We start from the raw sequence: 21,297 nt of genomic DNA, 5'->3' as shown, positions 1-21,297 counted from the left end.
GGTTACCGGCCGGTGCCCGCGTAGACGACTGCCTCCTCGTTACCCCCGAGCTCGAACTGGTCGTGAACGGCACGGACCGCGGTGTCGAGGTCGGTGTCCCGGCAGACGACCGAGACCCGGATCTCCGAGGTGGAGATCATCTCGATGTTGACGCCGGCCGCACCGATGCAGGCGAAGAAGGCCGCCGCGACACCCGGGTGCGAGCGCATGCCCGCGCCGATCAGCGAGACCTTGCCGACGTGGTCGTCGAAGAGCAGGCTCTTGAACTTGATCTGGTCCTTGATCTTGTCGAGCGCCGCCATCGCGCCCGGCCCGTCGGCCTTGGGCAGCGTGAACGAGATGTCGGTGCGCCCGGTGCCCTCGGTGGAGACGTTCTGCACGATCATGTCGATGTCGATGTTCGCCTGGGCGACGGTCTCGAAGATCCGGCCGGCGGCGCCCGGCTCGTCCGGCACCCCCACGATCGTGATCTTGGCTTCGCTGCGGTCGTGAGCGACCCCGGTGATCAGTGCTTGCTCCACGTCGAGGTCCTCCATCGATCCGGTGACGAGCGTGCCTTCTTTGTTCGAGTACGACGAGCGTACGTGGATCGGCACCTTGAAGCGGCGCGCGTATTCCACGCATCGCAACATCAGCACCTTCGCCCCGCCCGCGGCAAGCTCGAGCATCTCTTCGTACGTGATCTTCTTGATGTGCTGCGCGTCCGGCACGATCCGCGGGTCGGCGGTGAAGACGCCGTCCACGTCGGTGTAGATCTCGCAGACGTCGGCGTGCAACGCCGCGGCGAGCGCCACCGCGGTGGTGTCCGAACCGCCGCGACCGAGCGTGGTGATGTCCTTGGTGTCCTGCGAGACGCCCTGGAACCCGGCGACGATGGCGATCGCGCCCTCGTCGAGCGCGGTCCGCAGGCGACCGGGGGTCACGTCGATGATCCGGGCCTTGCCGTGCGCCGAGGTGGTGATCACGCCGGCCTGCGAGCCGGTGTAGGACCGGGCCTCGTAACCCAGGTTGTGGATCGCCATGGCGAGCAGCGCCATCGAGATCCGCTCACCGGCGGTGAGCAGCATGTCCAGCTCGCGACCGGGCGGCAGCGGACTGACCTGGTTGGCCAGGTCGAGGAGCTCGTCCGTGGTGTCACCCATCGCGGAGACGACGACCACGACGTCGTCGCCGGCCTTGCGGGCGGCCACGATGCGCTCGGCCACGCGCTTGATGCGCTCGGCGGTCCCGACCGACGAACCACCGTACTTCTGCACCACAAGAGCCACGGCGAACCAATCCTCCAGCTAATCAGTCGGAACCACCCTAGCCGCGCCTGTGCTGCTGCTCGACAGGCGATCCCAGAATCCGGCCGGTACGGGCGCGACACGCCGGAGGCACAGAGGCCGCGTGTCGCGGGATGAGGTGAAGAATGTCGCGGTGCGCCTTTCCGCGTTGACCGTCATCCTCCTGGCCGCCGGCCTGGTCGGGTGCAGCGCCGGCGACCCCGAGGCGACACCGTCGGGCAGCCCGGCGCCCCCGGCCTCCGCCGAACCAGCCGGCGACGCCCGTGACGCCCTCGCCGGCCTGGCCGCTCTCGGCCTGGATCTGCGGTACGCCGCGCTCTACTCCTGGGACGTCGGTGACGGCGCGCCGCGCAGCGTGGTGGCGACCGTGGCGAAGGACGGCAGCTGGCGGGTGGACATCCCGAACGGCGCGCTCGGCGGCACGGCCGGCGTCTCGGTGGTCCGCACCGCCAACGGCGTCTACCAGTGCAGCCTGCCCACCCCCACCACCCCGGTCACGCCGGGCTGCGTCCGGGTGGCCGAGCGCGGTGAGAAGGTGCCGCGCAAGTACGACCCGAAGGTGCAGCGCCTGTTCCGGCAGTGGCTGTCGGTCTTCACCGACCGGCAGGCGCCGCTGGCCGTCTCCGCGGTGCAGCCGCTCGCCGGCGCGCAGGGCTCCTGTTACGCGGTGGACTCGGTCTCGGCCGCTCTGGACGCGCCGGTCGACGTCGGCATCTACTGCTACTCCCCGGAGGGCCTGCTGACCGCGGCCCGGGTCGACTTCGGCGTGTTCAAGCTGGTGCAGAAGATCGACGGGCCGGAGGCGGTGCAGATGCCCGGCCCGGAGACGGGCGGCCAGCCGATGGGAATGAAGAGCCCTCCGCCGGTGGTACAGCCCAGCTTCGCGCCGCCCGCCTGAGTCCCACGATCCGGGCGATAGGTTAGCCGTGCGGAAGTGGATCACGTAACGTGTTTGGCGACATGTGGCATGCGTACCTTCTCCTTCGCTGCCGCGACGAGGCCCCATTCCAGGCCGGCACCTCGTCGCGGAGTTGATGCACGCCGCCTGCTCGTCTTCGTTCTGACAGGAGCAGCCACATGTCCACCAACCCGTTCGAGACTCAGCGGCCCAGCGCCATGCCCTTCCAGCGCTACGAGCCGTACCAGAAGCAGTTCTCCATCTCCGTGCCCGACCGGCAATGGCCGTCGCGGCACGTCGAGAAAGCCCCCCGCTGGTGCGCGGTCGACCTGCGCGACGGCAACCAGGCCCTGATCGACCCGATGTCCCCGGAACGCAAGCGGCGGATGTTCATGCTGCTGGTGAAGATGGGTTACAAGGAGATCGAGGTCGGCTTCCCGGCCGCCAGCCAGACCGACTTCGATTTCGTACGGCAGCTGATCGAGCAGGACCTGATCCCGGACGACGTCACCATCCAGGTGCTGGTGCAGTGCCGTGAGCACCTGATCGACCGCACCTTCGAGGCGATCCGCGGCGCCAAGCGGGCCATCGTGCACTTCTACAACTCGACCTCGACGCTGCAGCGGCGCGTGGTGTTCGGCCTGGACAAGGACGGCATCACCGACATCGCCACGACCGGCGCCCGGCTCTGCCAGAAGTACGCGGAGATCCACACCCCGGACACCGAAATCTTCTACGAGTACTCGCCGGAGTCCTACACCGGCACCGAGCTGGAGTACGCACTGGAGATCTGCTCCGCGGTCATCGACGTGATCGACCCGACCCCGGACCGTCCGCTGATCATCAACCTGCCGGCCACGGTCGAGATGGCCACGCCGAACGTCTACGCCGACTCGATCGAGTGGATGCACCGCAACCTGCCGCGGCGCGACAGCATCGTGCTGAGCCTGCACCCGCACAACGACCGGGGCACCGGGGTGGCCGCCGCCGAGCTGGGCCTGCTGGCCGGCGCCGACCGGATCGAGGGCTGCCTGTTCGGCAACGGCGAGCGCACCGGCAACGTCGACCTGGTCACGCTGGGGCTGAACCTGTTCTCCCAGGGCATCGACCCGCAGGTGGACTTCTCGAACATCGACGAGATCAAGCGCACCGTGGAGTACTGCAACCAGCTGCCGGTGCACGAGCGCCACCCGTACGCGGGTGATCTGGTCTACACCGCGTTCTCCGGCTCGCACCAGGACGCGATCAAGAAGGGCTTCGCCGCGCTGCAGGCCGACGCGGACGCCGCCGGCGTCGACATCGACTCCTTCACCTGGGGTGTGCCCTACCTGCCGGTCGACCCGAAGGACCTGGGCCGCACCTACGAGGCGGTCATCCGGGTCAACTCGCAGTCCGGCAAGGGCGGCGTGGCGTACATCATGAAGGAGGAGCACAAGCTCGACCTGCCGCGGCGGCTGCAGATCGAGTTCTCCGGCGTGGTGCAGCACCACACCGACGAGGAGGGCGGCGAGGTCGGCCCGCAGCAGATGTGGGACATCTTCGCCGGTGAGTACCTGGTGGAGAACCAGGTCGCGACCGCCTTCAAGGTGGATAGCTACAGCACGTCGACCGTGGACGGCAAGGTCGAGATCGACGTCCAGGTGTTCCACCGGGGTGTGCGTCGGCCGCTGGTCGGCGTCGGCAACGGCCCGATCGCCGCGTTCGTGCAGGCCATCGAGCCGCTGGGGATCACCGCCCGGGTGCTGGACTACAACGAGCACGCGCTGACCTCCGGCGGCGACGCCCAGGCCGCGGCGTATGTCGAGGTCGAGGTCGGCGACCGCACCGTGTGGGGCGTCGGCATCGACGCCAACATCGTGAGCGCCTCGATCAAAGCGGTGACCAGCGCGGTCAACCGCGCCCGCTGAGTTTCACCCGGCCGCGTGCCGCCCGTCACCCGGGTGGCACGCGGCAAGATCGGGTACGGGCACCGCATGCCTACGCTAGGAAACGTGTCCCCCCGATTCCTCCCCCTGCTCCTCGCCGCCGGTCTGCTCGCCGGCTGTGAAGTCGTCGACACCGGTCCCGCCGCCGAGCCCACCGGTTCCGCCGACGCCGTCGCCGAGCTCGACACGCTGACCGTGGCGAAAGCCGGTTCGATGCGTGGCTACAGCCGGGAGAAGTTCCCGCACTGGCGTGACACCGGCGACAACTGCGACGTCCGGGACACGGTCCTCAAGCGTGACGGCGAGAAGGTCAAGTTCTCCGGCTGCAACGTGGTCGCCGGCACCTGGGACAGCCTCTACGACGGCAAGGTCCTCAACTCACCGACCAAGGTCGACATCGATCACATGGTCCCGCTGGCGAACGCCTGGCGGTCCGGCGCGTCCGCGTGGAGCACCGACCAGCGCGAGGATTTCGCCAACGATCTGGACCGACCACAGCTGATCGCCGTTTCCCAGAACTCGAACCGGGCAAAGGGCGATCAGGACCCGTCGACCTGGAAACCGAGCGTCCGCGCGACCTGGTGTTCGTACGCCCAGGACTGGATCACCGTCAAGAGTTACTGGAAGCTGACCGTGACCAGCGCGGAGAAGGACGCGCTCACCGACATGCTGGAGACCTGCTGATGGCTGAGGCGAAGCAGACCAGAACCACCGACATCACCGCCGGCCCGGGTGGGGTGATGACCGACGACGTGGGTGTCGTGACCGGCGAGCTGACGCTGCGCAGCGAGTTCTCCGCCGGCGCCGCCGTGCTCACCGTGCAGTACAAGGAGGCCGAGGAGTGGTACTCGGTGAGCGGCGGCCGGACCCCGCTGGCCGATCCGTCCGATCTGGAGGCCGTGCACGCGATCGCGGTCGCGCTGCTGAACCGCCCCGAAGGCTGACATCTCCTCTATCCCCAATTCGCGTCGATGTATCTCGGCACGCTCGGCGACATCCGCCCGCCGATGCTGAATGACGTCGTCACCGCGTTGAGGGAGGAAGAGGATGAGAAGACTCGTATGGTCCGCCCGCGTCACAGCGGGCCTGCTGTCCACGGCCGGGCTGGGCCTGGTCGCCGCGCCCGCGCAGGCGGCAGCCCTCGGCGAGGTCAGCCTGCACCCCGGCCCGGACGGTAGCTATGTGCGTTACGTGGCCGCGAAGAACGCGACCAACAAGGTGGTCATCACCCGCTCCGGCAACACCGTGACGATCGATGACCGGGTCAAGATCAAGGCGGGCACGGACTGCACGGCGGTCAAGGGCGACAAGACCAAGGTGCGCTGCACCTCGCCGGACACCACTGAAGTTCGGATGTGGCTCTTCGACAAGGGCGATGCGGCGGTCAACCGGACCAGCCTGATGCTCAACGTCTACGGCGGCAGCGGCAACGACTCGATCACCGGCGGTTCGCAACGAGACCTGCTCCGTGGCGAGTCCGGCAACGACAAGATCTGGGGCCAAGGTGGCCGCGACAAGTTGTACGGCGACTCCGGCAGCGACCGGCTCTACGGCGGCACCGGCATCGACGACATCTACAACGGCAACGGCACCGACGTCGTGTACGGCAACAGCGGCAGCGACCGCCTGCACGGCAGCGACGGCGACGGCAACGACAAGCTGTACGGCGGCACCGGCAACGACCAGTTCATGCCCGCGAGGAACGTGGACGGCGCCGACCTGTTCGTCGGCAACTCCGGCACCGACGCGGTGCACTACTGGTGGCGGGATCTCCCCGTCAGCGCCGACCTCGACGGGGCCAAGGGTGACGACGGCGCCAAGGGCGAGCGCGACACCATCTCGGCGGACATCGAGAACCTGAGCGGCGGCCAGGGCCACGACGTTCTTCGCGGCGACAAGGGCCGGAACGTGATCCGCGGCCAGTGGGGCAACGACCGCATCTACGGTGGCGGCGGCAACGACACCCTCGACGGCGAGAGCACGAACGATCAGATCTGGGGTCAGTCCGGGAACGACACGCTGATCGGCGGTGTCGGCGAGGACCGGATGTACGGCGGCGCCGGCAACGACACCCTCAACGGCGACGACATCTACATCGGCGAGCTGGATCGGCTCGACGGTGGCGCCAACACGGACGTCTGCCAGGCTTTCGCCCCCGACGTCAGGGTCAACTGCGAGCGCTGACCGCGCTTGATCTTCTTGTGTACGGTTCGCGCGATGCCCCTCCATCCATATAGGTGCGTTTGCACGGGGGAGAAGAAATGACAAGACTCGTCTGGCCGGCCAGGGTTGCCGTGGGTCTGCTGGCCACCGCCGGAATGGGCCTGATCGCCACGCCCGCGCAGGCCGCCAGCACCGGCGTCGCGCGCGTCAAGGACGGTTCCGCGATCCATTACGCCGCGGGCAACAACGCCACCAACAAGGTGGTGGTGACCCGATCCGGCCGGGTGGTGACGATCGACGATCGCGTCCCGATCCGTGCCGGCGCGGGCTGCGCTGCGGCCAAGAACGATCGGACCAAGGTCCGCTGCACTCTGAAGGACACGGCCCTCTGGGACAAGACCCTCGTGGTCAGCCTCGGCAACAGGAGCGACTCGCTGGTCAACCGGACCGCCGTCTCGTCGCTGGTGCGTGGTGGCAGCGGTAGCGACTCGCTCACCGGCGGCAGCCGTAACGACGAGCTCCACGGTGAATCCGGCAAGGACCGGCTCGTGGGCAGAAGCGGCAATGATCAGCTCTATGGCGGCACGAACGCTGACCGGCTCACCGGTGGCGGCGGCGTGGACAGCGTCAACGGCAACAGCGGTAACGACGTCCTTTACGGCAACAGCGGCAACGACCTGCTGAACGGCGGATCCGGCGACGACCAGCAGTACGCCGGAACGGGCAACGACCAGTTCTGGACCTGGGGTCCCGGCACTGACGGCAGCGACCTCATGTCCGGTGGCTCCGGCCGGGACAGCGTCAAATACGTCGCCCGGACCCTGCCCATTGTCGTCGACCTGGACGGCGCCAAGGGCGACGACGGCGCCAAGGGCGAACGCGACAGCGTCGGCGCCGACATCGAGGACCTCTTCGGCGGCTCCGGTGACGACGTCCTGGTGGGCAACGGTTCCGCCAACCGGCTCGACGGGGTTCTCGGCAACGACCGGCTCTACGGCGGCGACGGCAGCGACGACCTTTACGGCCACGCGGGCAACGACTTCCTCAGCGGCGAGGATCCGACCGGCGACGTTCCCGACCGGCTGGACGGCAACGAGGACACCGACGTCTGCAAGGCGTTCGCCGGTGACGTGAAGGTCAACTGCGAGGCCTGACCGGCCTTGATCCACAGCGGTACGTACCCACGGGGAGGAATATAGATGACAAGATTCGTTTGGCCGGCCAGAGTTGCCGTTGGCCTGCTGGCCACGGCCGGTCTGGGCCTGGCCGCCGCACCCGCGCAGGCGGCGTCCACCGGCGTGGTCTCCCTTCAGGGCGGCCTCACGGTGAAGTACGTGGCTGCCAAGAAGGCGACGAACAGGGTGGTCGTCACCCACTCGGGCAAGACGGTGACCATCGACGACCGCGTCAAGATCAAAGCCGGTAGCGGTTGCAAGGCCGTCAAGGGCGACAAGACCAAGGTGCGCTGCACCGGGTCTTCGCTCTCCGCACTCGAGGTCATCCTGCGCGACAAGAGCGACTCGGTGGTCAACAAGTCGGCGCTCAAGCTGCAGGCGTGGGGCGGAACCGGCAACGACACGCTCACCGGTGGATCACGGAGCGACACGCTGCTCGGTGAGTCCGGCAGCGACAAGCTCTACGGCCTGGGCGGCTTCGACGCGCTCCATGGCGGCTCGGGCGCCGACCGCCTGTACGGCGGCACCGAGGGTGACGCCCTGTGGGGCGAGAGCGGCACCGACGTGCTCTACGGCGGCAAGGGCAACGACGGGCTGAACGGCGGCACCGGCAACGACAAGGAGTACGGCCAGAGCGGCAACGACTCGTTCACCACGGGCAACGCCGCTGACGGGGCCGACCTGCTGGTCGGCAGTTCCGGCGAGGACGATGCCTACTACGCCGGCCGGCGTACTCCGGTCACCCTCGACGCCGACGGGCGCAAGGGTGACGACGGCGCCAAGGGCGAGCGGGACACCCTCTCGGCCGACATCGAGGTCCTGACCGGGGGCCAGGCCGACGACGTTCTGGTCGGCTCGAGCGCGGCGAACCGCATCCGTGGTCAGGCCGGCAACGACCGGATCTACGGTGCCGGCGGCAACGACCTCCTCCACGGCCAGCTCGGCAACGACCGGGTCTACGGCGGCGCCGGCAACGACCGGATCTGGGGGACTGAGGGCCAGGACAGCCTCTACGGGGAAGCCGGCAACGACGACCTCGACGGCGACGACTTCTCCACCGACACGCCCGACCGGCTGGACGGCGGCCCCAACACGGACGTCTGCCGGGTCTTCCCCGGCGACGTGGCGGTCAACTGCGAGAGCTGATCCGCGCTTGATCTTCGTGGATACGGTCTGAGCAATGCGTATCCGTCTGGCGCCCGTCCTGGCCGTGATCGTCCTGAGCCTTCCGCTCGCGGTCACGTCCGCATCGGCCGGGCGCAAGCCGGGTCCGCTACCGATCACGCTGGCCGGCGTCCTTCCGGCGCCGGCCGAGACCGAGCCGGAGGCCGAGGGCTTCCGGCTCGGCCCGGAAACGGCGATCGGCGCCACCGGTGCGGCCCGGCCGATCGCCGAGCAACTCGCCGCCGCCCTGCGCCCGGCCACCGGCTATGACCTGCCGGTCCGGGCCGGGGCGGCCGACATCACCCTGCTGCTCGACGCCCGCGCCGACCAGCGTCTCGGCGACGAGGGGTACGCGCTGACGATCCGCCCCGGCGGGGTGGAGTTGCGCGCCCATCGGCCCGCCGGACTGTTCGCCGGGGTGCAGACGCTGCGCCAGCTGCTGCCGACGGAGATCGAGGCGGACTCGGTGCAGCAGCGGGACTGGGAGTTGCCGGGCGGCCGGATCACCGACTGGCCGCGGTTCGGCTACCGGGGTGCGATGCTCGACCTGGCCCGGCACTTCCACACCCCGGCCGAGATCCGGCGATACATCGACCAGATCAGCCGCTTCAAGATCAATCATTTGCATCTGCACCTCGCCGACGACCAGGGCTGGCGGATCCAGATCGACAGCTGGCCACGGCTCGCCACGGTGGGCGGGGCCGAGGGCACCGGCGTACGCGGCATCGGCGGCGGCTACCTCACCAAGACCGACTACCGCGACCTGGTCCGGTACGCGGCCGAGCGCTTCGTCACCATCGTCCCCGAGATCGACATGCCGGGGCACGTCAACGCGGCCCAGGTGGCCTATCCGGAGCTGACCTGCGACGGGGTCGCGCCACGGCCCCGGATCGACATCCGGGTCGGATACAGCTCGCTCTGCACCGGCAAGGAGATCACCTACCGGTTCGCCGAGGACGTGATCCGGGAGATCGCCGAGCTGACGCCGGGGCCCTACCTGCACATCGGCGGCGACGAGGCGCACTCCACGCCGCACGACGGCTACCTCGCCTTCCAGCAGCGGGTCCTGCCGCTGGTCCGCAAGCACGGCAAGACGCCGGTCGGCTGGCAGGAGATCGCCCAGGCGCCGGCCGCCCGGGACGCGGTGGTGCAGTACTGGAACCACGAGGGCGCGACCGGGCCGGTCGTCGCGGCCGCCGCGGCCGGGGCGAAGGTGCTGCTCTCCCCGGCGAACCGGGCCTACCTCGACATGCAGTACGACCTGCTCACCCCGGGCGGGCTGCACTGGGCGGGAACCATCGAGGTGCGCACCGCGTACGACTGGGACCCCGGACGGCTGCTGCCCGCCGTACCCGAGAATTTGATTTTGGGGGTTGAGGCGCCGCTCTGGTCGGAGACCTTGCGCGATCTTGCCGACATCGAGTTCCAGGCCTTTCCGCGCCTGGTGGCGCTGGCCGAACTGGCCTGGTCGCCGCGGGCGACCCATGACTGGGAGTCGTTCCGCACCCGGCTCGGCGGTTACGGCCCGCGCTGGACCCGGCAGGGTGTCCGCTTCTACAGTTCGCCGCAGATCCGCTGGTCATAGGCTGTTTGCGCCGTCCACTTACGATCCAGGCGAGTTCCACTACTGGAGGTTGAACAGATGTCCCGTTTGCTGCGGCTCGGCATCGTCTCACTCACCACGGCGGCCTCGGTGGCCGCTTTCGCCACGCCGGCGTCCGCGGCCAGCGTCGGCACGATCAAGGTCTTCGACGGCAGCAAGGTCAAGTTCCAGGCCGGGTCCGGCAAGACCAACAAGGTGACGATCACCCGCTCCGGGCTGACCGTCACGATCGACGACCGCGTCAAGATCAAGGCGGGCACGGGCTGCAAGGCGGTCAAGGGTGACACCACCAAGGTCCGCTGCACGGTCGCCGATCTCGCGGCCGCTCGGGTGATTCTCGACCTGTCCGACGGCAACGACACCCTGACCAACCGCAGCGACCTGGCGATCACCGCCAACGGCGGGCGTGGCCGGGACAGCCTGACCGGCGGCTCGGCTGCGGAGGCGCTGCTCGGTGGCGCGGGCGTCGACCGGATCTACGGTGGCGCCGGCAACGACCACCTGAACGGCACCACCGAGAACGACTACATCCGCGGCGGCGCGGGCGACGACGAGGTGGTCGGCGGCTTCGGCAACGACGAGTTGCGCGGCGGCCCGGGCAACGACCGGATCTCCGGCGGCCGGGGTGACGACGTCGCCTACGGCAACACCGGCAACGACTCGATCAACGGCCGGATCGGCAACGACAAGCTCTACGGCGGCAGCGGCAACGACGTGGTCCAGGGCGATGCCCACAATGACCGGGTTTACGGAAATACTGGTAATGACAGGATTTTCGGTGGCTACGGCGTCGACAAGGTCTTCGGCGGCGACGGCAACGACCTGGTCAACGGTTCGCTCGAAGCCGTCGGCAGCACTCTCTACGACACCGTCGCGGACCAGCTCGACGGCGGGAACCAGACCGACACCTGCGAGAGCGTCAAGGCGAACGACTCGGTCTACGCCTGCGAGATCGTCACGAACGTCGGCTGAGCACGGCAAAAGGAACGGCCCCGCAGACCGATGTCTGCGGGGCCGTCGCGGTTCTCAGGCCTTCGCGCCGGCCGACCGGCGGCCGGCCACCTCCTCGTCGCTCGCCACCGGGAAGTGGCACGCGGTCAGGTGCGAGCCCGGGTCGTCGAGACGCTGCACCAGCGGCGGCTCCTCGGTGGCGCAGATGTCCTGCGCCTTCCAGCACCGGGTCCGGAACCGGCAACCCGACGGCGGGTTGATCGGGCTCGGCACATCGCCGGTGAGCAGCACGCGCTCGCGCTGCGCGCGATCGCGGCGAACCGGGTCCGGCACCGGCACGGCCGACATCAGAGCGACCGTGTACGGGTGGCGCGGGTTGGTGTACAACTCGTCCCGCTCCGCGATCTCCACGATCTTGCCGAGGTACATGACCGCGACCCGGTCGGAGATGTGTTTCACCACTGACAGGTCGTGCGCGATGAACACGTAGGTCAGGTCGAACTCGTTCTGCAGGTCCTCGAGCAGGTTCACCACCTGCGCCTGGATCGACACGTCCAGCGCGGAGACCGGTTCGTCCGCCACGATCAGCTTCGGGCGCAGGGCGAGCGTACGGGCGATGCCGATGCGCTGCCGCTGGCCGCCGGAGAACTCGTGCGGGTAGCGGTTGTAGTGCTCCGGGTTCAAGCCCACCAGCTTGAGCAGGTCCTGAACGGCCCGCTTGATGCCGTGCTCGGTCTGGACCTTCTGGATCCGGAACGGCGCACCGACGATCGCACCGACCGTGTGCCGCGGGTTCAGCGACGAGAACGGGTCCTGGAAGATCATCTGCATGTCCCGCCGCAGCGGGCGCAGCTTGCCCTGGCTGAGGTGGGCGATGTCCTGCCCGCCGTACTGGATCGAACCGCCGGTCGGCTCCAGCAGCCGGGTCAACAGCCGGCCGGTGGTGGACTTGCCACAACCGGACTCGCCCACCAGGCCGAGCGTCTCGCCCTTGAACACCTCGAAGTCCACGCCGTCGACGGCGCGCACCGCGCCGACCTGACGGCGCAGCAGGCCCTTGGTGATCGGGAAGTGCTTCTCCAGACCCTTGACGGAGAGAAGGGCTTCCTGGCTCATGAGGCCTCCAACTTCGGTTTTACCTCTTCCGCCCAGATCCGCTGCCGCTCCTCGGTGGGCAGGTGGCACCGGACCAGGTGGTTACTGCCGCCGGCCCGGACCAGCTCGGGCACGACCGTGGCACCCAGACCGCCTGTGCGCGGCTCGAAGGTGCAGCGCGGGCTGAAGGCACAGCCCTGCGGCAGGTTGATCAGTGACGGCGGCGAGCCGGGGATCGGCACCAGCCGCTCCTGAGTGGGCCGGTCCATCCGCGGCATGGAGCCGAGCAGACCCCAGGTGTACGGGTGCTCGGGCTGCTGGAAGATCGTCGCGGCCGAACCGTACTCGATGCACTTGCCGCCGTACATGACCAGCACGTCGTCGGCGAGCTCGGCCACCACGCCCAGGTCGTGGGTGATCACGATGAGCGCCGAGTTGAACTCCGCCTGCAGGTCGTGCATCAGGTCCATGATCTGGGCCTGCACGGTCACGTCCAGCGCGGTGGTGGGCTCGTCGGCGATCAGCAGCTGCGGGTCGTTGACCAGCGCCATCGCGATCATCGCGCGCTGCCGCATACCCCCGGAGAACTGGTGCGGGTAGTCGTCCACCCGGCGGTCCGGCTGCGGGATGCCGACCCGGCCCAGCATGTCGATCGCGTGCTTGCGGGCGACCTTCTTCGAGACGTCGTGGTGCACCCGGTACGCCTCGATGATCTGGTGCCCGACCGTGTAGTACGGGTGCATCGCCGACAGCGGGTCCTGGAAGATCATCGCCAGCTTGTTGCCGCGCAGCTTGCGCACCGAGTCCTGGCCGGCGGAGACGAGTTCCTCGCCGTCCAGCCAGATCTCGCCGGAGATCTGCGCGTTCCGCCTGTTGTAGATGCCCAGGATGCCGAGGCTGGTCACCGACTTGCCGGACCCGGACTCGCCGACGATGCCGAGCGTCTTGCCGCGCTCCAGCTTGAAGCTGAGGCCGTCGACGCTGCGCACCAGACCGTCATCGGTCGGGAAATGAATCTTGAGGTCCTTGACCTCGAGGAACGCCTGCCCGTCCGGCATCAGCCCAGCCTCACTCTCGGGTCGACGACCGCATAGAACAGGTCCACGATCAGGTTCGCGATGACCACGAAGAACGCCGCCATCATGGTGACACCCAGAACCTTCGGCAGGTCGTTGTTGGTGATCGCCTCCACCGCGTACTTGCCGAGGCCGGGCAGCGAGAACACCTGCTCGGTGAGGACGGCGCCGCCGAGCAGCAGGCCGAAGTCGAGGCCGAAGATGGTCAGGATCGGGGTGAGGGCAGCGCGCAGGCCGTGCTTGACGGTCACGTCCTTCTCCCGCAGGCCCTTCGCCCGCGCCGTACGGATGTAGTCCTCACCCATGGTCTCCAGCATGCCCGCACGGGTCAGTCGTGCGTACTGGGCGGAGAACTGCAGGGCCAGCACGATCCATGGCAGCAGGAGGGCGTAGAACCACTCCCCGGGATCCTCCAGGAACGGCGTATAGGTGCCGCCCGGTGCGGTCCAGCCGAGGGTGTAGCTGAAGAGCAGGAGGCCGATCATGCCGGTGAAGAAGATCGGCAGCGAGACGCCGGCCAGCGAGAAGGTCATCGCGGCGCGGTCCAGGAACGAGCCCCGGCGCAGCGCGGAGAGCGTGCCGATGGAGAGACCGAAGATCAGCCAGAGGATCGCGGCGCCGATGGCCAGCGACAGGGTCACCGGAAGGCGGTCGATCAGGTCCGGCCAGACCGGCTGCTTCGTGATGAAGGAGTAGCCGAAGCACGGCGCGGGGCACTGCTCGACGCCCGCACCGTAGTCGTATTCGGCACCGAAGAAGATGCCCTTCACCCAGCGGCCGTACTGCAGCCAGATCGGGTCGTAGAAACCCAGCTTCTCCGCGATGAGGCCGACCGTCTCCGGCGTCGCGGCCCGGCCGACATAGCGGGTGGCCAGCGTCTCCGGAGTGCTCCCGACCAGTCGGGGGACCAGGTAGAAGATCGAGAAAGTGGCGGCGCTGATGATGAAGAGCAGCACTACTGCCGCAAAAAGACGCCTGATGATGTACGTGATCACAGAGTCCGGCTGGGACGGCCGGCCCGGGTCGCCCCGGACCGGCCGCCTGCTGCCTTCACCTACCTATCGAAGGTGTCGTGATGGTGGGGATGGGTTACGCGACGCCCAGCGAGAGGTAGTCGTACATGTTGTACGCCTCGCTGACGAAGACGTTGGAGAGCGTCTTCGGCCGGATGATCAGGCTCTTCGCGACGATGCCCGGGAAGATCACAGCCTCTTCCATGACGCGCTTGTCGATCTGCGACCACATCGCCTCACGCTTGGCGTTGTCGGTCTCGGCAACCGCGGCGTCCAGCATCTTGTCGACCTCGGGGATCCGCACGCTGGTGTTGGACGAGCCACCGGTCTCCCGGATGACCCGACTGTCCACGATCTGCGAGAGGAAGCCGAAGCCGTCGTTCCAGTCGGCGCCCCAGCCGTTGATGATGATGCCCAGCTTGTTGCTCTTCACGTAGCCGGGGTTGCCGGCGTACTGCGAGAAGTAGTCACCCTGCGGGAACGGCTTCAGCGTGAGCTTGATGCCGACCTTGCCCAGCGACTGCTGCAGCGACTCGGCGGCCGCCTTCTCCTTCGGGCGCTCCGCACGGTACGCGATGTTGGTCTCGAAGCCGTTCGGCTGGCCACAGGCGGTCAGCGCCTCCTTGGCCTTGGCCACGTCACCGGTGTTGTCCGGGCCGGCCGAGTAGAGGTCGACCTTCTGGTAGCCCGGGATCATCGGGGGCAGGATCGAGGTGGCGATGTCACCACCGGCGAGCGGGCCGCCGTACGCGGTCTGGTAGCCGACGCGGTCCGCGGCGTACTCGACGGCCTTGCGACAGTCGATCTTGTCGAACGGCGCCACGGTCGGGTTGATCGACGAGTACCAGAGGCGGGCCAGAGCCGGGTTGTCGGTCTGCGCCTTGATGTTCGGGTCGCCGACCACGCGGCCGAGGGCGGCCGGCTGCACACCGGTGCCGGTGATGTCGACGTCCAGGTCGCCGGAGAGCAGCCGGTTGTCGATGTCGTCCGCGTTGACGTTGAGCTGCACGTCGTACGCGTCCGGCAGCGCCTTGCGGTTCGGGTCCGTCGCCTGGTCCCACTGGTCGTTACGGACCAGCTTGAAGTTCTTGCCCAGGTTGTTGGTCTCGAACTTGTAGGGGCCGGTGGCGATCACCTTCTCCTTGTACTTCGCACCGGTGTCCTTGGCCTCCGGCACCGGCACCGTCTGCGGCAGCGCGGCCAGGTAGTCGAAACCACCGAACGGCGCCTTCAGGTGGAAGACGATCGTCTGGTCGTCCGGCGTGCTGATCGCCTGGTCGGTGTTGACGCCCTTGGACTTGTACGGGCCCTTGTAGCCCTCCGGCAGGTTGAGGAAGCCCTCGAAGTACGCCGGACCGTTCGGGAACGTCTGCTTGTCCGTGGAGCGCAGCACCGCGTACTTCACGTCCTTCGACGTGACCGGCGTGCCGTCCTCGAACTTGATGCCCTGACGGATCTTGTAGGTCCAGGTCTTGCCGCCGTCGCTCGGCACGCCCATGTCCTCGGCCAGGTCGGGGGTGAGGGTGTTGCCCTCGGCGCCCGGGGTCGGCTTGAACATCAGCAGGCTACGGCCGTACAGGCGGAGGAAGTTCCACGAGTAGCCGTAGTAGGTCTCGCCCGGGTCGAGCGAGTCCCAGTCACCGGCGTTGGCCATCCGGATGGTGCCGCCCTTCTTGTCAGAAGGGTTGAACACCTTGGTCAGCGCGGCGTTGAACTCCGGCTTGGCGCTGGAGCTGTTGGAGTCGGAATCGTCACTTCCACCGCACGCGGCGGCGGAGAGGGTAAGCGCGAGCGCGGCCGTACCGGCCACCAGCGCTCTGGACTTGCGAATCACTTGTAGCAACCTCCCTGGTGGAACGGTCCGGGTCCGAACCGCACGGCTGGTGGGAAAGCATCCGGCGCCATGTCAGCGCCGCCCCTTGGGATCGAGCGCGTCACGCAGACCGTCGCCGAAGAGGTTGAACGCGAGCACGGTAATGAAGATCGCCATGCCCGGGAAGAACATGAAGTGCCAGATCGTGTAGAACCGCGCGGCCTCCGAGAGCATCCCGCCCCAGCTCGCCGTCGGCGGCCGGATACCGACACCGAGGAACGACAGCGCCGCCTCGAAGAGGATGTTCGTCGGGATCAGCAGCGTGGCGTAGATCAGGATCGGTGCCACCAGGTTGGGCAGCATCTCCTTGAAGATCACGTACGGCCCGCGGGCGCCGAGGCTCCGCGCAGCGTCGATGAACTCCCGCTCCCGCAGCGACAACGTCTGGCCGCGCACGATACGCCCGATGTACGGCCAGCTGAAGAAGCCGATGATGAAGATCAGCAGAGCGATCCGCAGAGCGTCACCGGAGAGCCCGAAAGCCGAGTCCGGGATGACGCCGGCCAGCGCGATCGAGAAGACCAGCAGCGGGAACGCCAGGAAGACGTCCATCGCCCGGCTGATCAGCGAGTCCACCCAGCCACCGAAGTAGCCGGCGACCACGCCCAGCGTGGCGCCGATGACGACGGAGAGAAGCGTCGCCAGGAAGGCGATCAACAGCGAGATCCGTGCCCCGTAGACGACCCGGCTGAAGATGTCCCGGCCGTTCTGCGGCTCGACACCGAACAGGTGCTCACCGCTGATGCCGGTGCCACCCTTGGGCGCCAACGTGCTCGTGTCGATCAGATCCTGGTGGAACTCGTTCGGTGGCGAGCCGAACGCCTTGACGATCAACGGCGCGAAGATCGCGACGAGGATCAAGAAAATGACGACGGCGCCGCCGGCCATAGCCACACGGTCACGCTTGAGCCGGGTCCACGCGATACGGCCGAGGGAACGACCCTCGATCGCCTTGCCGGGAACAGAGCCCTCTGCGGGATCCGGAGCTACCGGAGCCTGGTCCGAGACCGTGCCGGGTCCAACGACCATGAACTGTCCGGGTCCTCTCCCGGCCGCCGTGCGGCGGGAGTCAAAGCCACCGGACGGAGAAACACGGAATCCCCCGACCGACGACGATGGCCCACGCTGCGAACGGCAACCGATCGGTTGTCGCATGCCTCGAGTGCCGACCCTCGTGATCCTCAGCCGAGATTGGGCCGACGCACGAGGGACTCGACAGCGGATGTGGCCGCCATCGAGAGGAACATTCACCTAGCGAGTGCTTCGGGTCAAGCTCACCGACCGCACACGAGCGGTTCCGTGTCTCCCTCGTGATGTCACCGTGACCTAGACGCCGAACAAACGGAAAGTACCGCGTAGACGTCCCGGATCGCGTTATTCCGGGACGACCGGCATGCGTGCCGTTACGCCGACGTTACGAGGTGTTAAATCAGATCGCTCGACGGCCCTCGAACGCCCTACCGAGCGTGATCTCGTCTGCATACTCAAGGTCACCGCCGACCGGCAGGCCGCTGGCCAGGCGGGTCACCGCGATACCCATCGGCTTGACCAGCAGACCGAGATAGGTGGCGGTCGCCTCGCCCTCGGTGTTCGGGTCGGTGGCGAGGATCAGCTCCTTCACCTCACCGGTCCCGAGCCGGATCAGCAGCTCCCGGATCTTCAGATTGTCCGGGCCGATGCCCTCCAGCGGATTGATCGCCCCGCCGAGCACGTGATAGCGGCCCCGGAACTCGCCGGTCCGCTCGATCGCGACGACGTCCTTCGGCTCCTCCACCACGCACAGCACCTCGTTGGTGCGGCGGGTGTCCCGGCAGACCCGGCACTGCTCCGACTCGGCCACGTTGAAACAGGTCGTGCAGAACCGCACCAGCTCCTTCACCTTGCGCAGCGCGGTGGCGAGCCGGTTCACATCCGCCGGATCGGCGGAAAGGACATGAAAAGCGATGCGCTGAGCCGACTTCGGGCCCACGCCCGGCAGCCGGCCCAGCTCATCGATCAGGTCCTGGATGGCACCTTCGTACACGGATCAGAACCCCGGCAGGGAGAAGCCGCCGGTGGCCGGCCCCATCTTCGACTCGGCGAGCTCCCGCTGCGCCTCAGCCGCGTTGTGGATCGCCGCGAGCACCAGGTCCTCGAGCGTCTCGACGTCGTCGGCGTCGACCGCCTTCGGGTCGATCTTCACGGACTTGAACTCGCCGAGACCGGTGATCACCACGGTGACCAGGCCCCCGCCGGCGGTGCCGGTCAGCTCGGCCTCAGCCAGCTCGGCCTGCGCCTGGGCGACCTGCTGCTGCATCTTCTGGGCCTGCTTCATGATCTGCTGCATGTTCGGCTGTGCACCGGGCCGCATGGCACCGCTCCTCAACTCATCGTTTACCTGAACCACCATCGATGGCACGCGGCGGTCGAAGTTACCGCCGCCAGCGTAGCCGTCACGCTCCCCTTGCCCGCCGACACGCCGCCGGACACCCCCACGGCTCGGCCCGGGCCTGTTCCCTCACCCACCCGAAGAGGTACGGGCCAGCGCCCGCCCCGTCGCGCCGGCCGCACACCGGCGACCCGGCTCACGCCGCTGCTCCTCAGCCCGCCCAACTGACTGCCTCAGCTTTCGGAGTCGAGGTCCGTTCCGCACGCCCTCGGCAGGGTTCACTCCGGCATCGCGCACCCGCCGGGCATCCGCAGACGAAGTCCCACAACTGGGCCGCGGCGACCACTGGGAGCGACCGTGCTGATCGGTCGGCCACCGCGCGCCAGCGGGGCGCCGTGGCAGCCCCGCTGGCGTGTCGACCGAAACGGATCAGATCTCGGCGATCTTCTCCGCGCCGAACGCATCGCGGAGCAGTTGCATGGCCTGTTCCTCGCTGCTCTGGCGTGCGGTCTTCTCGTCGATCACCTCGTCGAGCGGTTCGTCGCCCGGGTCGAACCCCTCGTAAGCGGCCGCGCCGCCTGGCGGCGGACCGTCATATTCCGGGTCGTAGGGCGGCTCGTCCGCCGGTGGCACGTCGGAGGGCGCCGGCCTGTTGCCGGGCCCACCCCGAGGCGCGGCGGGTGCAGCGGCCGCCGGACCAGAGGGCCGGGGCTGCCCCGCGCTACGCGCGTTGGCCAGGGCCGCCCGAGCGGCGGCCAGCCCGGTGCCGGGCGCTGCCGCACCCCCACCCCGAGCTGCCGCTCGCGCCGCCTCCATGGCCGCCGAGCGCGCCGGTGCCGCTGATGCGCCACCTCCAGCCCCACCAGAACCGGACGCGGGCGCGGGCGCGGGCGCCGAGGCTCCACCACCCGCTCCACCGGGACCCGCCGACGCTCCACGCGGACCGAACGACGCCGCCGTGCCGCCGCCAGCCCCACCGGGACCGGCCGGAGTCGCCGACGCAGGCTCCGCACTCGGCGCAGCCGAGCCGGGAGCCGCCGAGACCGGTGCCGCCGACAGCGCAGCGCTTCCCGATGCCGAGCCACCGCTGCCATCACCCGGTGCCCCGTGCGAGGCGGCCTGGCCCGCTGTGTGCACACCGGTTGAGGACTGCTGCGGAGCCGCAGAAACCCCACCCCCGGGAACGGGCGGTTGCTGCCCATCGCCGGGTCGTGCGGCGGCATGACCGCCCGCCGCGTCAGAGGCCCGGCCGCCGGGCTTCGCCGGTTCCGGCCAGTCGTCATCCGCCGGAACTGCCGCCGGCGCCGCACTGCCCGGCCGAACAGGCTCCGGCCAGTCGGAGTCGGCACTCTCGGTCACCGGCTGCCGGGAGCTAGCCGAGCTGTTCGAGACTGCTCCGGGACGATCCGCGTCCGCCGGACGGGAAGTCTCGGGCCAGCCGGTGTCGGCGGCCTCGCTGGAAGCCGGCCGAGCTGGGCCGGCGTCTCGGCCAGCCGATGCGGATGAGCTCTGCGGGCGGGCCGGCTCCGGCCCGTCGTCGGCGTCGGCGGCTGCGGAGCGCTGGGGCCGGGACGGGCGGGATTCGGTTCGGCCAGTGTTTCGCGCCGACGTGGGCGCCGCGGGAGGCGCGGGCGTCCTGTTGGGGGCGCTGCCGGCCGGGCGGCGGCCGCCGGACTGGTCGCGACCGGCGTGGGAGGCATCGCGCGAACCGGCGGCGCGAGCATCGGTGGCGGGCTCGGTCGCCTCGCCCAGCTCGCACCGGATCCGCCAGTTGCCGCCGGGCGCGCGGCCGAACTCCGCGATGAGCGCGTCGGTCCAGTTCAGGAATCGGTCTCGGATCGCCGGGGTGGGCGCCGCGAACACGACGGTGTCGCCGTCGAGCCCGCGGACCCCGATGCCGAACTCCTGCATCGCGTGAACCCGCTTGTTCTGCCGGCCGAGGGCCTGCCAGGCGGCGCGGATCTTCTCCAGCCGTCCGTCGGGGCGCGGAGCGGGCCGTTCCTCGGACGCACGGCGGGCCGGGGCGTGGTGCTCGGCCTCCGACGGATCCTCGTCCCAGGGCGGCGGCTCGTCGTCGTAGTAGCCATCGGCCTCAGCCGGAGCTGGCTGCCCAGCGCCTTCGGCGACCCGGTTCCAGTCCGGCTCACCGTGCACCTCGGCGGCGGCCTCCGGACCATCCCCGCCCGGAGCGGCTGAGGAACGAGGCCCGCCCGAGGGGCCGGGCCGGTCCGCAGCGGCCGGGGAATCCTGCGCGCTCGCCGAAGCCGATGAGGCCGGCCGATGCGCAGGCGCCGAAGAGGGCTGCCCGCCGGACGAGTCGGACCGGTCCGACTCCGTCGAGGCGGCGGAACTGTCCAGGGAAACCTCGTCCGGCACAGCCGTGGGCACATCGCCCCCCAGGGCAGCAGGCGCAGCGCTCCGGTCAGGCTCGACAACGTCAGCCGACAAGGCAGCCCCCGCCGAGGACGCAGGCTCGGCCGAGGACGTCGGCTCCGCCGTGGAAGTGGACGCCGCTGCAGGGCCGGCAGCGGCCGCAGGACCAGCCGCCGACAAGGCAGCCCCGGCCGAGGACGTCGGCTCCGCCATGGAAGCGGACGCCGCTGAAGGGGCGGCCGCAGCCGGAGCGGAGGAGACCGTGGCGGCCGCAGGAGCAGCTGGTGAGACCGGTGCGGCCGACCGTGCAGGCGGCGCGGACCCCCGCCGAGCG

General features: G+C 69.0%; 19 protein-coding genes. 10 read left to right on the top strand and 9 right to left on the bottom strand.

The features are described from left to right. Positions 1-2: 2 nt before the first annotated feature. Positions 3-1,268, bottom strand: a complete 1,266-nt coding sequence (locus AB0F81_RS05180) for an aspartate kinase (RefSeq protein ID WP_360191195.1) — start codon at positions 1,266-1,268, stop codon at positions 3-5. A 121-nt stretch (positions 1,269-1,389) separates the two neighbouring features. Here AB0F81_RS05180 and AB0F81_RS05175 point away from each other — a divergent pair, with 121 nt between their 5' ends. From AB0F81_RS05175 to AB0F81_RS05135, 9 genes are all read left to right on the top strand, one after another. Further along, positions 1,390-2,184 carry a hypothetical protein gene (locus tag AB0F81_RS05175; protein ID WP_360191192.1) on the top strand — a complete coding sequence of 265 codons (795 nt, stop codon included), beginning with the start codon at positions 1,390-1,392 and terminating at the stop codon, positions 2,182-2,184. Between the two features lie 179 nt (positions 2,185-2,363). Beyond that, positions 2,364-4,091, top strand: a complete 1,728-nt coding sequence (leuA, locus tag AB0F81_RS05170) for a 2-isopropylmalate synthase (protein WP_360191189.1) — start codon at positions 2,364-2,366, stop codon at positions 4,089-4,091. 84 nt (positions 4,092-4,175) lie between these two features. Continuing rightward, complete coding sequence (locus AB0F81_RS05165; RefSeq protein ID WP_360191186.1) at positions 4,176-4,793, top strand: HNH endonuclease family protein; 618 nt, start codon at positions 4,176-4,178, stop codon at positions 4,791-4,793. Then, positions 4,691-5,053 (top strand): hypothetical protein, encoded by a 363-nt coding sequence (locus AB0F81_RS05160; RefSeq protein ID WP_360191185.1) that lies wholly within the window; start codon positions 4,691-4,693, stop codon positions 5,051-5,053. The genes AB0F81_RS05165 and AB0F81_RS05160 overlap by 103 nt, the downstream gene beginning before the upstream one ends. 103 nt (positions 5,054-5,156) lie before the next feature. Continuing rightward, positions 5,157-6,293: a calcium-binding protein gene (locus AB0F81_RS05155; protein WP_360191182.1), complete on the top strand. Its 1,137-nt coding sequence runs from the start codon at positions 5,157-5,159 to the stop codon at positions 6,291-6,293. Between the two features lie 77 nt (positions 6,294-6,370). After that, positions 6,371-7,426, top strand: a complete 1,056-nt coding sequence (locus AB0F81_RS05150) for a calcium-binding protein (RefSeq protein WP_360191180.1) — start codon at positions 6,371-6,373, stop codon at positions 7,424-7,426. A 45-nt stretch (positions 7,427-7,471) separates the two neighbouring features. After that, positions 7,472-8,593 carry a calcium-binding protein gene (locus AB0F81_RS05145; RefSeq protein ID WP_360191177.1) on the top strand — a complete coding sequence of 374 codons (1,122 nt, stop codon included), beginning with the start codon at positions 7,472-7,474 and terminating at the stop codon, positions 8,591-8,593. A 34-nt stretch (positions 8,594-8,627) separates the two neighbouring features. Beyond that, a complete protein-coding gene (locus AB0F81_RS05140; protein ID WP_360191175.1) occupies positions 8,628-10,196 on the top strand; it encodes a beta-N-acetylhexosaminidase in 1,569 nt (522 codons plus the stop codon). Positions 10,197-10,253: 57 nt separating this feature from the next. Next, positions 10,254-11,186: a calcium-binding protein gene (locus tag AB0F81_RS05135; protein ID WP_360191172.1), complete on the top strand. Its 933-nt coding sequence runs from the start codon at positions 10,254-10,256 to the stop codon at positions 11,184-11,186. Between the two features lie 54 nt (positions 11,187-11,240). Here the strand turns inward: AB0F81_RS05135 and AB0F81_RS05130 are convergent, their stop codons facing one another. The 8 genes from AB0F81_RS05130 to AB0F81_RS05095 form a co-directional block, all read right to left on the bottom strand. Then, positions 11,241-12,281 (bottom strand): dipeptide ABC transporter ATP-binding protein, encoded by a 1,041-nt coding sequence (locus tag AB0F81_RS05130; RefSeq protein WP_360191170.1) that lies wholly within the window; start codon positions 12,279-12,281, stop codon positions 11,241-11,243. After that, positions 12,278-13,318 carry an ABC transporter ATP-binding protein gene (locus AB0F81_RS05125; RefSeq protein ID WP_360191168.1) on the bottom strand — a complete coding sequence of 347 codons (1,041 nt, stop codon included), beginning with the start codon at positions 13,316-13,318 and terminating at the stop codon, positions 12,278-12,280. The genes AB0F81_RS05130 and AB0F81_RS05125 overlap by 4 nt, the downstream gene beginning before the upstream one ends. Next, the gene (locus AB0F81_RS05120) at positions 13,318-14,331 is read right to left on the bottom strand and encodes an ABC transporter permease (protein ID WP_360191165.1); all 1,014 of its coding nucleotides are present in this window, start codon (positions 14,329-14,331) and stop codon (positions 13,318-13,320) included. The genes AB0F81_RS05125 and AB0F81_RS05120 overlap by 1 nt, the downstream gene beginning before the upstream one ends. Before the next feature lie 94 nt (positions 14,332-14,425). Further along, on the bottom strand, positions 14,426-16,183 hold the full coding sequence (locus AB0F81_RS05115) for an ABC transporter substrate-binding protein (protein ID WP_360191163.1): 1,758 nt from the start codon (positions 16,181-16,183) through the stop codon (positions 14,426-14,428). A gap of 72 nt (positions 16,184-16,255) precedes the next feature. Then, complete coding sequence (locus AB0F81_RS05110) at positions 16,256-17,251, bottom strand: ABC transporter permease (RefSeq protein WP_360191160.1); 996 nt, start codon at positions 17,249-17,251, stop codon at positions 16,256-16,258. Positions 17,252-17,651: 400 nt separating this feature from the next. Then, positions 17,652-18,245 carry a recombination mediator RecR gene (recR, locus tag AB0F81_RS05105; RefSeq protein WP_360191158.1) on the bottom strand — a complete coding sequence of 198 codons (594 nt, stop codon included), beginning with the start codon at positions 18,243-18,245 and terminating at the stop codon, positions 17,652-17,654. A gap of 3 nt (positions 18,246-18,248) precedes the next feature. After that, a complete protein-coding gene (locus AB0F81_RS05100) occupies positions 18,249-18,572 on the bottom strand; it encodes a YbaB/EbfC family nucleoid-associated protein (RefSeq protein ID WP_360191155.1) in 324 nt (107 codons plus the stop codon). Between the two features lie 447 nt (positions 18,573-19,019). Continuing rightward, positions 19,020-19,223, bottom strand: coding sequence for a hypothetical protein (locus AB0F81_RS05095; RefSeq protein ID WP_360191152.1), 204 nt, complete (start codon positions 19,221-19,223; stop codon positions 19,020-19,022). Between the two features lie 1,056 nt (positions 19,224-20,279). Here AB0F81_RS05095 and AB0F81_RS05090 point away from each other — a divergent pair. Beyond that, on the top strand, positions 20,280-20,786 hold the full coding sequence (locus AB0F81_RS05090; RefSeq protein WP_360191149.1) for a hypothetical protein: 507 nt from the start codon (positions 20,280-20,282) through the stop codon (positions 20,784-20,786). Positions 20,787-21,297: the final 511 nt, after the last annotated feature.

The sequence above is a fragment of the Actinoplanes sp. NPDC024001 genome, assembly GCF_040638955.1.
GTDB lineage: Bacteria > Actinomycetota > Actinomycetes > Mycobacteriales > Micromonosporaceae > Actinoplanes.
Note: the sequence above shows the minus strand (reverse complement) of the source record. Positions and strands in the feature narration are given on the sequence as shown.

What these genes read in the sequence shown, in the direction of transcription:
- leuA (WP_360191189.1), top strand. Translation starts at nt 2,364, where the DNA reads ATGTCCACCAACCCGTTCGAGACTCAGCGGCCCAGCGCCATGCCCTTC.
- AB0F81_RS05155 (WP_360191182.1), top strand. Translation starts at nt 5,157, where the DNA reads ATGAGAAGACTCGTATGGTCCGCCCGCGTCACAGCGGGCCTGCTGTCC.
- AB0F81_RS05150 (WP_360191180.1), top strand. Translation starts at nt 6,371, where the DNA reads ATGACAAGACTCGTCTGGCCGGCCAGGGTTGCCGTGGGTCTGCTGGCC.
- AB0F81_RS05145 (WP_360191177.1), top strand. Translation starts at nt 7,472, where the DNA reads ATGACAAGATTCGTTTGGCCGGCCAGAGTTGCCGTTGGCCTGCTGGCC.
- AB0F81_RS05140 (WP_360191175.1), top strand. Translation starts at nt 8,628, where the DNA reads ATGCGTATCCGTCTGGCGCCCGTCCTGGCCGTGATCGTCCTGAGCCTT.
- AB0F81_RS05135 (WP_360191172.1), top strand. Translation starts at nt 10,254, where the DNA reads ATGTCCCGTTTGCTGCGGCTCGGCATCGTCTCACTCACCACGGCGGCC.
- AB0F81_RS05130 (WP_360191170.1), bottom strand. Translation starts at nt 12,281, where the DNA reads ATGAGCCAGGAAGCCCTTCTCTCCGTCAAGGGTCTGGAGAAGCACTTC.
- AB0F81_RS05125 (WP_360191168.1), bottom strand. Translation starts at nt 13,318, where the DNA reads ATGCCGGACGGGCAGGCGTTCCTCGAGGTCAAGGACCTCAAGATTCAT.
- AB0F81_RS05110 (WP_360191160.1), bottom strand. Translation starts at nt 17,251, where the DNA reads ATGGTCGTTGGACCCGGCACGGTCTCGGACCAGGCTCCGGTAGCTCCG.
- AB0F81_RS05100 (WP_360191155.1), bottom strand. Translation starts at nt 18,572, where the DNA reads ATGCGGCCCGGTGCACAGCCGAACATGCAGCAGATCATGAAGCAGGCC.